Source organism: uncultured Bacillus sp., from assembly GCF_958411575.1.
GTDB lineage: Bacteria > Bacillota > Bacilli > Bacillales > Bacillaceae > Bacillus > Bacillus spizizenii.
In genome coordinates this window covers 128,538-137,190 of sequence record NZ_CATYRA010000011.1, presented here as the reverse complement: position 1 = coordinate 137,190, position 8,653 = coordinate 128,538, and the positions used below count along the sequence as shown (strand labels likewise).

The 8,653-nt window shown below is 44.3% G+C and carries 7 protein-coding genes; all 7 read right to left on the bottom strand.

Translation table 11 applies throughout. The features are described from left to right. Window positions 1–69: 69 nt before the first annotated feature. Window positions 70–1,059, bottom strand: coding sequence for a signal recognition particle-docking protein FtsY (ftsY, locus tag Q5C82_RS17220; protein WP_003221572.1), 990 nt, complete (start codon window positions 1,057–1,059; stop codon window positions 70–72). A 19-nt stretch (window positions 1,060–1,078) separates the two neighbouring features. After that, window positions 1,079–4,639 carry a chromosome segregation protein SMC gene (gene smc / locus Q5C82_RS17215; protein WP_003221570.1) on the bottom strand — a complete coding sequence of 1,187 codons (3,561 nt, stop codon included), beginning with the start codon at window positions 4,637–4,639 and terminating at the stop codon, window positions 1,079–1,081. A gap of 101 nt (window positions 4,640–4,740) precedes the next feature. After that, window positions 4,741–5,490 (bottom strand): ribonuclease III, encoded by a 750-nt coding sequence (gene rncS, locus Q5C82_RS17210; protein ID WP_013307977.1) that lies wholly within the window; start codon window positions 5,488–5,490, stop codon window positions 4,741–4,743. Window positions 5,491–5,629: 139 nt separating this feature from the next. Beyond that, the gene (gene acpP / locus Q5C82_RS17205) at window positions 5,630–5,863 is read right to left on the bottom strand and encodes an acyl carrier protein (protein WP_003154310.1); all 234 of its coding nucleotides are present in this window, start codon (window positions 5,861–5,863) and stop codon (window positions 5,630–5,632) included. A gap of 83 nt (window positions 5,864–5,946) precedes the next feature. After that, entirely contained in the window at window positions 5,947–6,687 is a 741-nt protein-coding gene (gene fabG, locus Q5C82_RS17200) for a 3-oxoacyl-[acyl-carrier-protein] reductase (protein ID WP_003221566.1), read from the bottom strand. Beyond that, window positions 6,680–7,633, bottom strand: coding sequence for an ACP S-malonyltransferase (fabD, locus tag Q5C82_RS17195; protein WP_003221564.1), 954 nt, complete (start codon window positions 7,631–7,633; stop codon window positions 6,680–6,682). Before fabD ends, fabG begins: the two co-directional genes overlap by 8 nt. Before the next feature lie 18 nt (window positions 7,634–7,651). Further along, entirely contained in the window at window positions 7,652–8,653 is a 1,002-nt protein-coding gene (gene plsX / locus Q5C82_RS17190) for a phosphate acyltransferase PlsX (protein ID WP_003221562.1), read from the bottom strand.

The following is an 8,653-nucleotide window of genomic DNA, read 5'->3' as shown; positions in this document are numbered from 1 at the left end:
CAAGTCTTATTTCGGATAACAACTATCCGTTTTCAAACTAGAAGGTGTTTTTTATATGAGGGCCTTTTTTTAATCGTCGGCTTTTTCCACTAAATCTGAAAAGAGTCCGTACACATACGATTCAGGATCAAATTCCTGAAGATCATCAACTTTTTCACCTAACCCGACTAGTTTAACCGGGATTTGAAGCTCGTTGCGGATCGCGAGAACGATACCGCCTTTAGCCGTACCGTCAAGCTTTGTTAATGCAATGCCGGTAACATTTGTTGCTTTAGAGAACTCTTTTGCCTGAGCCATTGCATTTTGGCCGGTTGTGGCATCAAGGGCAAGCAGCACCTCATGCGGCGCTTCAGGCACTTCTCTTTCGATGACACGCTTCACTTTTTCAAGCTCTTTCATCAGGTTTACTTTGTTTTGGAGACGCCCTGCCGTATCACAGATTAATACATCGGCATTTCTTGCTTTCGCAGCATGTACAGCATCATAGATGACAGCCGCAGGATCACTTCCGGCCGTCTGCTTAATGACAGGCACTCCCGTACGCTCTCCCCATACTTCCAGCTGTTCAATGGCTCCTGCTCTAAATGTGTCTCCGGCAGCAAGTACAACAGATTTTCCTTCTTGCTTCAGTTTATGGGCAAGCTTTCCAATTGTTGTCGTTTTGCCGACTCCGTTTACACCTACCAGAAGGATGACATTTAAACGCCCATCCTGAATATTCAACTCAGAAATTTGCTCATCTCCACTGTTATAAATCTCGACCAGTTTCTCAGAAATAACAGATTGAACTTCCATGGGATCTTGAATATTTCTGCGTTTCACTTCTTTTTTCAGCTCATCTATTAATTCCATAACGGTTGTAAAACCGACATCCGCGCTGATGAGAACCTCTTCAAGCTCTTCGAAGAAATCCTCATCCACTTTACGGTAACGGGATACAAGATCATTCACTTTGTTTTGAAAGGAGCTTCTTGTTTTTTCAAGGCCATCCTTAAACTTTTCAGATACGGAATCTGTCTGTTTTGTGATTTTCTCTTTTAATTTTTTAAAAAAGCTCATCTTTTAACCTCTTTCCTCGTTACTGAACGAATTCTTTTGTTTCTTCCAGCTTAACTGAGATTACCTTGGAAACACCGGATTCCTGCATTGTTACGCCGTATAGCACATCCGCTTCCTCCATCGTTCCTTTTCTGTGGGTAATCACGATAAACTGGGTATCGCTGCTGTATTTTTTTAAATACTGCGCAAATCGGAACACATTCGCTTCGTCAAGCGCAGCCTCTACTTCGTCAAGGACGCAGAACGGCACAGGACGAACCTTTAAGATTGAGAATAAGAGCGCTATAGCAGTAAGCGCACGCTCTCCGCCTGACAGAAGGTTTAAGTTTTGCAGTTTTTTCCCCGGCGGCTGTGCGATAATCTCGACTCCTGAATGAAGCAGATCGTTAGGATCAGTGAGCCTCAGTTCAGCTCGCCCTCCTCCGAATAAGGAGCGGAAGACGTGATCAAAGTGTGAGCGAATTTGGACAAATGTGTCGTTAAAGCGTTTCGTCATTTCTTCATCCATTTCTTCAATCACTTGGAACAGGGTATTTTTCGCTTCAGTCAAATCTTCTTTTTGTTCTGACAGAAACTTATACCGTTCGTTGACTCTCTCAAACTCGTCTATGCTTCCGAGGTTTACGGTACCCAGCTCTTCGATTGCGAGTTTAATCAGCTTCACGCGCTTTCTGGCTTCCTCTGGATCAGTTTCAAGCTGATATTTCTCTTTTGCCCCCTCAAAGGACAGGCTGTATTCCTCCCGTAAGTACTGGAGTAAATTATCAAGCTCAACTTCCATTCGGCCGAGTTTGACTTCTTCGTCTTTTAAGAGCGTTGTTTTTTGTTTATACAGGCGTTTCATTTCTTTCAGCTCACGCTCATATGTATCAAGCCCATGCTGAAGCTTGATACGCTGATCGCGTCTTAACGCAATCAGTTCGATCGTTTTCGTTTTGTCATTCAATTTATGTTTTGCGGCCTCTTCAAGCTTTTCTTCACCGCTGGTGCTTGATGACATCTCTGACGTTAAGAAGCTTAAGTCCTCTTTCGCTTCTTTTAACGCAAACTCTGTTTCTGTGAGCTCTTTCTTTAATCTGGCAAGGTTGTCCTCTTCACCCTTACATGCCTGCTCTTTTTTGGCAGCTGTGATTTTCAGCTCAGTCAGCTCGTTGGAGAGAGACTCTTTTGTTGAGGATTGTGTTTGTTTTTGTTTCGTTAGTCTGTCAATATCCTCTTCAAGCTGTTTCATCTTTTCTGACACGGCAGAAAGCTCTTCTTCCAGCTTGCGTTTGCGCGTTTTCTTCTCTTCATCGCTTTCTGACAGAGCAGATTTTTCTTGATCATAGAGCTCTAAATGGGTATTGATATTTTTCTCAGCAACTTGAAGTTCGTATAGCTGCCCTTTTACATCCTGCTGCTTCAATCTTAAGCCTTCCCCAGTCTCTCTTAAGTCAGCCATTTTTTTCTCCATATCCTGAATGGATTGCTTAAGGGTTTTGACTTCTTGTTCAAGCAGTGCTGTTTTCTCTTCCATTTCAGCGAGCCGTTTGCTCACATCTTCAAGCTCCCTGCTTCTTCCTAGCAGCGAGTTATTTTTCTTTTTAACCGCGCCGCCCGTCATTGATCCCCCCGGATTCACGACATCTCCCTCAAGGGTTACGATGCGGTACCGGTGCCCGAGAAGCTTCGCTAGTTCGTTTGCTCCCTTTAAATCCTCTGTGATCAGCACGGTTCCAAGAAGGTTCTGGATGATGCGCCGATACGCAGGATCAAATGTGACAAGTTCACTGGCAACTCCGAGAAATGACGAGTGCTGAGCTGCTGTTTCCGCATCCCGGCTTTGAAGCTGGCGGTCTCTAATAACAGAAAGAGGCAGAAACGTCGCCCGGCCGAAGGAATTCTGTTTTAAATATTGAATCGCTTTACGGGCAGACTGTTCGTCGTCGGTCACGACATGCTGGGCAGAAGCGCCGAGCGCAATTTCAATGGCCGTTTCATACTTCTGTTCTGTTGAGATCAGCTCAAGGACCGCTCCGCGAATTCCGCCAAGGCGCTCTTTCGCTTTCAGCACTTCTTTAACACCTTGATAAAAGCCGGAGAAATCCCCCTGCATCGTCTCAAGCATGTCCTTTTTCGATCTCGCTTGCTGAACGTATTGGTACGCCTGATACAGTGCAGATTCATTTTTTTCGTATTGGCGCTTTTTCTGCTCATATTTTGTCTGCATATCACGATATGCACCAACTTGGCTGTGAATTTCCTGCTCGATTCGGGCAAACTCCGTTTCACATGCTGCTTTTTGCGCAGAAATATCGCGCCGTTCCTGAAGATGCTTTTCATTGCTGTCCGCAAGCCTTTGCAATACAACAGCCGATTGAGACATCTGGTCATCCAGCAGCTGGAGCTCATTGCGTATTGAAGCTTGGCTGTTCAACAGCTCAAAGTAATCGCTCTTCAGCTGCTCGATTTTCTCTTCGACATTTTCATTGTGAAGACTGAGAGCCTGCTGCTTTTCTTTTACCTGAGCCCTTAACTGTTTCACCTCTGCCTGAAGTGTTTCGAAGACAGCTTCCTGTTTCGCAAGCTCTTCTTTCAGCACCGTTTCTTTTTGCTGAAACTGTACAATAGCTTCCTCAAGCTGTTCTTGGTTTTGCACAGCGTTTTTCTTGCGTTCTTTCAGGACTTCTTTACGGCCTTCAAGCTTCTCCAGCTCTTCACTCGTCACCAATAAGACCTGCTGGAGCTCATTTACTGATTCATCAAGCGCTTGAATTTTGTCTCGCGTATCCTCAATCTTTGCTTCTTTGGCAGAAATCGCAGACGATTCAGCGAGCTCTTCTTCCTTTGCGAGCTGCACTTTCTCTTTAAGAGTTGACCATTTACCATGCAGCTCTTCGATATCATAGGCAGTCAGCGCGATTTCAACATGCTCCAGCTCTTTCTTTTTTTCCAGGTAGTCTTTCGCTATTGATGCTTGAATTTTAAGAGGTTCAACCTGTCCTTCAAGTTCATGTAAGATATCTTCTACCCGGTTTAAATTGTCCTGTGTCTCAAACAGTTTATTTTCTGCTTTTTTCTTTCTTGTTTTATATTTAAGCACCCCGGCCGCTTCTTCAAAGATACTGCGGCGATCCTCTGCTTTGCTGCTTAGGATCTCTTCCACTTTCCCTTGACTGATAATAGAAAATGCTTCTTTCCCCAGGCCAGAGTCCATAAATAAATCAATAATATCTTTTAAGCGGCACGGCTGATTGTTAATCAGAAACTCACTCTCGCCTGATCTGTATACACGTCTTGTGACACTGACCTCATGGAAGTCAATCGGCAAGAAATGATCATCATTATCAAGTGTAAGCGTAACTTCAGCTAGATTTAATCGCTTTCTCGAATCACTGCCGGCAAAAATAATGTCTTCCATTTTTCCGCCACGAAGAGACCGTGCCGATTGTTCACCGAGAACCCAGCGAATGGCATCAGTGATGTTGCTTTTTCCGCTTCCGTTTGGGCCGACAACCGCTGTCACGCCTTTAACGAAGTCTACGGAAATTCGTTCTGCAAATGATTTAAATCCTATAACGTCTAGACGTTTGAGGAACATAGCGATCCTCCTTATGTAATAAGTATTTCAATTCTATCATAAAACATGGATGAAATAAGACGGCATACATACTGAAATCCCCCTTATGATTCAGGGGGATTTTATTGTCTCGTATGGTGTTTTTGCAATTTAGCTAAAGCTTCCTGAGCAGCGTGCTGTTCGGCTTCTTTCTTTGAACGGCCGTTTCCGACTCCGAGTGGTTCACCTTTTAGAGATACGATGGCTTCAAATTCACGGTTGTGCGCAGGTCCTTTTTCGTTGGTGATTTTATACTCCAACGAGCCTTTGCCGTCCCGCTGCACATATTCCTGCAGCTGGCTTTTGAAATCCATCACATGAGAAAAAGCACCATCGTTAATTTTAGGGAACACATAGACTTTTAAGAAACTTTCAACCGGCTCCAATCCCTGGTCAAGGTACAAAGCTCCGATAAATGCCTCAAAAACATCCGCCAATAGTGCAGGACGCTTTCTTCCGCCTGTCATTTCCTCACCTTTACCCAACAGGACAAGGTCGCCGAATGACAATTCATGAGCCAATGAAACGAGAGACGGTTCGCATACAATCGCGGCTCTCAGCTTCGTCAAATCTCCTTCACTCATAGCCGGATACTTGGCAAATAAGAATCTGGAGATCGTCAGTTCCAAAACAGCGTCACCTAAAAATTCAAGCCTTTCATTATCCTCATACGGCTTTTTCCGATGCTCATTCACATAAGATGAATGTGTAAATGCTTGATACAAAAGCTTTTCATTTTGAAAGTGAACCGAAATCCGTTCTTGAAACTCTTTAAACTGTTCTACTTTTTTATAGAACTTTTTTTTATCTTTATAATGTGAGTGTTTTGACATAGTAACCTCCATAGGCACATCAGGTTCACCGCGCTTCTCTGACTAAACCGGATACAGCGCGCGTAAAAGCGGCATGCTGTAATAACTGCACGAATAAAGGGCTAAAGCCCCGCATTTCGGCGGGACTTTTAGCATCAGCTTATTGCTGGTTTTGTATGTAGTTCACAGCGTCGCCGACTGTTGCAATCTTTTCAGCATCTTCGTCAGAAATTTCCATATCAAACTCGTCTTCAAGTTCCATAACAAGCTCAACTACATCTAGGGAATCAGCACCTAAGTCTTCCTTGAAAGAAGCTTCAAGTTTGACGTCTGCTTCATCAACGCCAAGGCGATCTACGATGATTTTCGTTACACGCTCTAATGTGTCTGCCATAGCAATTCACCTCCCCTCAAGTATTATAGTGGATTCGTTTTTAAAAAACTAGAGAAACTATGATGAAATTTCGAGAAAAAAACTTACATCACCATTCCGCCGTCAATATGAAGCGTTTGGCCAGTCATGTAACGAGCTCCCTCTGAAGCAAGGAACGTGACAACGCTGCTGACATCACCAGGATCGCCAAAGCGTGCGAGCGGAATTTGTTTCAGCATTTCGTCTTGAACGTCTTTTGCAAGCTTATCTGTCATATCAGTTGAGATAAATCCAGGCGCAATCGCATTTACCGTAATATTGCGGCTTGCGAGCTCTTTAGCGGAAGATTTTGTTAAACCGATCACGCCGGCTTTTGCAGCCACGTAGTTGGCTTGTCCAGGATTTCCGCTGACGCCGACGATAGAAGATACGTTAATAATCCGGCCTGAACGCTGTTTCATCATTTGTCTTGTAACAGCTTTCGTGCAGTTGAAGACACCCTTCAGGTTAATGTTAATGACATCATCCCATTCATCTTCTTTCATTCTCATGATGAGATTGTCTCTTGTGATCCCGGCATTATTAACTAGAATATCAATCGTAGAAAAAACAGAAAGCGTTTCTTTTATCATGTTTTGTACATCTTCGGGATTTGATACATCCGCTTTGACAGCAATTGCTTTTCTGCCCATTGATTTGATTTCATCTACCACTTCATTTGCTTTCGCTTCATTGCCGGAGTAGTTCACGACAACATTGGCGCCGCTGTTTGCCAGGTCAAGGGCGATTGAGCGGCCGATTCCGCGGGATGCGCCAGTGACAATAGCAGTTTTGTCATTAAGCATTTTCATTCTCCTCCTTAAGCGTTTGAATTGCCAGCTCAATCGTTTCCGGATCTGATACAGCAATTGTTTTTAAGCGTCTGTTTACTTTTTTCACAAGGCCTGAAAGCACTTTTCCGGGACCGATTTCAATAAAAATCGTCACACCCTCTGCAATCAGCTTGTTAATGCTTTCCTCAAAACGAACCGGAGAGTAAAGCTGCTCAATGAGTTTCTCTTTGATTTCTGCTTTTTCAGTCATGACATCAGCAGAAACATTTGAGATGACCGGAACGCTAGCGTCTTTTATGTCACAGGAGTCCAATACTTCTTTCAGCTTTTCAGCAGCAGGCTTCATCAGTTCGGAATGGAACGGACCGCTTACTTCAAGCGGAATGGCGCGTTTTGCACCGTTCTCTTTTGCCTGTTCAGATGCAAGCTCTACACCTTTAGCTGTTCCGGAAATAACGATTTGTCCGGGACAGTTGAGATTTGCAAGCTGTACGAGGTGGCCTTCCTCTGTGACTTTATCGGTTACTTTCTTTAATGCTTCGGCATCCATGCCAAGAATCGCAGCCATAGCTCCTTCGCCAGCCGGCACTGCTTCATTCATAAATTCTCCGCGTTTTCTGACGGTATAAACAGCATCTTTGAAAGATAGTGCGCCAGACGCAACCAGTGCGGAATATTCACCAAGGCTGTGTCCTGCTGTGAAATCAGGTGTAATGCCTGATTCTTTAAATTTCTCTAGAACAGCAATGCTAGTCGTCAGCAATGCAGGCTGCGCATTGTATGTAAGTGTTAACTCTTTAGCATCACCTTCAAAAATCAGTGAGCTGAGTTTTGTTTCCAATTTTTCATCCGCTTCATCGAACAGGCGCTTTGCAGCAGGCACCTGCTCGTAAAGATCTTTTCCCATGCCGATAAATTGTGATCCCTGCCCCGGGAATAAAAATGCAATCTTACTCATGATGTAAAAACCTCCAGACTACTCATCTGTTTTTTCTTCTTTAACTTCTTCCTGAATGAGCGCAGCCACATTTTGGCTGACCATCTCTCTTGCTTGACGAATCGCATGAAAGACAGCATTCGAATCTGAAGAGCCGTGCGCCTTGATCACAGGCGCTTTTAAGCCGAAAAGACTTGCTCCGCCATAATTCGAATACTCCATTTTCATTTTCATTTCTTTCAACTTTGGCTTTAGCACAGCTGCTGCAAGCTTTGATGTGAGATTAGACGTCATTACTTCTCTCATCATTTTAAAAATAGATAACGCAGAACCTTCCAGCGTTTTGAGTGTAACATTCCCGGTAAAGCCGTCTGTTACTACAACATCCGCCACATCATCTAAAAGGTCTCGCGCTTCCACATTTCCGATAAAATGAATGTTTGCTGTTTCTTTTAATATTTGAAACGTCTGCTTCGTCAGTTCGTTTCCTTTTTTATCTTCTGTTCCGACATTTAAAAGTCCGACTCTCGGTGAAGTGACACCGCGCACTTGCTGAGAATAAACAGAACCCATGATGGCGTATTGAACGAGGTGCTCCGGTTTGGCATCGACATTGGCGCCGACATCAAGGAGAAGAAATCCGTCTCCTGAAACGGTCGGAAGTGTCGGGGCAAGCGCCGGGCGGTCAATCCCTTTAATTCTTCCGACAATAAACAGACCGGCTGTCATTAACGCACCGGTATTCCCTGCTGAAATGCAGGCGTCAGCTCTGTTTTCGGCAACTTCCTGCGCCATAAGGACCATAGAGGAGTTCTTTTTTCTTCGCACGGCGCGGACCGGTTCATCCGTAGGCTCAATCACTTCATCTGCGTGCAGCACCGTGATGCGATCTGATGTTGTTGTTAAATGTGATTCTATCGTTGTTTTGTCACCGACAAGTGTGATATGGAGATCATCAAATGCCTCTATACCCTTTATAACTCCGTCAATAACGGCTTTGGGAGCGTGGTCTCCTCCCATTGCATCTACAGATATTCTCAT

Coding starts and splice junctions, on each gene's coding strand:
- ftsY (WP_003221572.1), bottom strand. CDS start 1,059: ATGAGCTTTTTTAAAAAATTAAAAGAGAAAATCACAAAACAGACAGAT.
- smc (WP_003221570.1), bottom strand. CDS start 4,639: ATGTTCCTCAAACGTCTAGACGTTATAGGATTTAAATCATTTGCAGAA.
- rncS (WP_013307977.1), bottom strand. CDS start 5,490: ATGTCAAAACACTCACATTATAAAGATAAAAAAAAGTTCTATAAAAAA.
- acpP (WP_003154310.1), bottom strand. CDS start 5,863: ATGGCAGACACATTAGAGCGTGTAACGAAAATCATCGTAGATCGCCTT.
- fabG (WP_003221566.1), bottom strand. CDS start 6,687: ATGCTTAATGACAAAACTGCTATTGTCACTGGCGCATCCCGCGGAATC.
- fabD (WP_003221564.1), bottom strand. CDS start 7,633: ATGAGTAAGATTGCATTTTTATTCCCGGGGCAGGGATCACAATTTATC.
- plsX (WP_003221562.1), bottom strand. CDS start 8,653: ATGAGAATATCTGTAGATGCAATGGGAGGAGACCACGCTCCCAAAGCC.